The following is a 748-nucleotide window of genomic DNA, read 5'->3' on the forward strand; positions in this document are numbered from 1 at the left end:
GCCGTGGCGCTGGCCGCGGTGAACGTGTTCGGGGGCTTCCTCGTCACGCAGCGCATGCTGGAAATGTTCAAGAAGAAGGACAAGGCGCCCGCGAAGGTTGCCGAAGACGCGAAGGGAGCCCACTAACATGAGCATGAATCTCGTGACGCTGCTGTACCTGATCGCGTCGATCTGTTTCATCCAGGCTTTGAAGGGCCTGTCCAATCCGAAGATGGCACGGCGCGGCAATGCGTTCGGCATGATCGGCATGACGATTGCCGCGCTGACCACGGTCGCGCTGATCCTCGAGCTGCGCAAGCGCATGGGCGGGGACTACTCGGGCCTCGCCCTGATCCTGGCCGGTCTGGTCGTCGGCGGCGGCGTGGGGGCCTATGTGGCCCGCAAGGTCGAGATGACCAAGATGCCGGAACTGGTCGCGGCGATGCACTCGCTGATCGGCCTGGCTGCCGTGTGCATCGCGGTCGCGGCCGTGGCCGAACCGGCGGCACTGGGCATCGTGCCGGCCGGAGAGACGATATTGCCCGCCGGCAACCGCATCGAGCTGTTCATCGGCACCTTCGTCGGTGCGATCACCTTCTCGGGCTCGGTCATCGCCTTCGGCAAGCTCTCGGGCAAGTACAAGTTCCGCCTGTTCCAGGGCGCGCCGGTGGTGTTCGCCGGCCAGCACATGCTCAACCTGATGCTGGCCATCGCGATGCTCGGCTTCGGCATCATCTTCTTCCTGTCGCAAAGCTGGCTGCCGTTCGTG

Annotated in this window: 2 protein-coding genes; both read left to right on the plus strand. The window is 64.7% G+C overall.

What is annotated here, in order from left to right:
• A partial coding sequence (locus tag PTE30175_RS28015; RefSeq protein WP_150700334.1) for a proton-translocating transhydrogenase family protein occupies window positions 1-126 on the plus strand: 126 nt, incomplete at its 5' end.
• A gap of 1 nt (window position 127) precedes the next feature.
• Window positions 128-748: NAD(P)(+) transhydrogenase (Re/Si-specific) subunit beta (locus PTE30175_RS28020; RefSeq protein WP_191629258.1), on the plus strand; the 621-nt coding region annotated here is incomplete at its 3' end.

Source organism: Pandoraea terrae, from assembly GCF_902459695.1.
Classification (GTDB): domain Bacteria; phylum Pseudomonadota; class Gammaproteobacteria; order Burkholderiales; family Burkholderiaceae; genus Pandoraea; species Pandoraea terrae.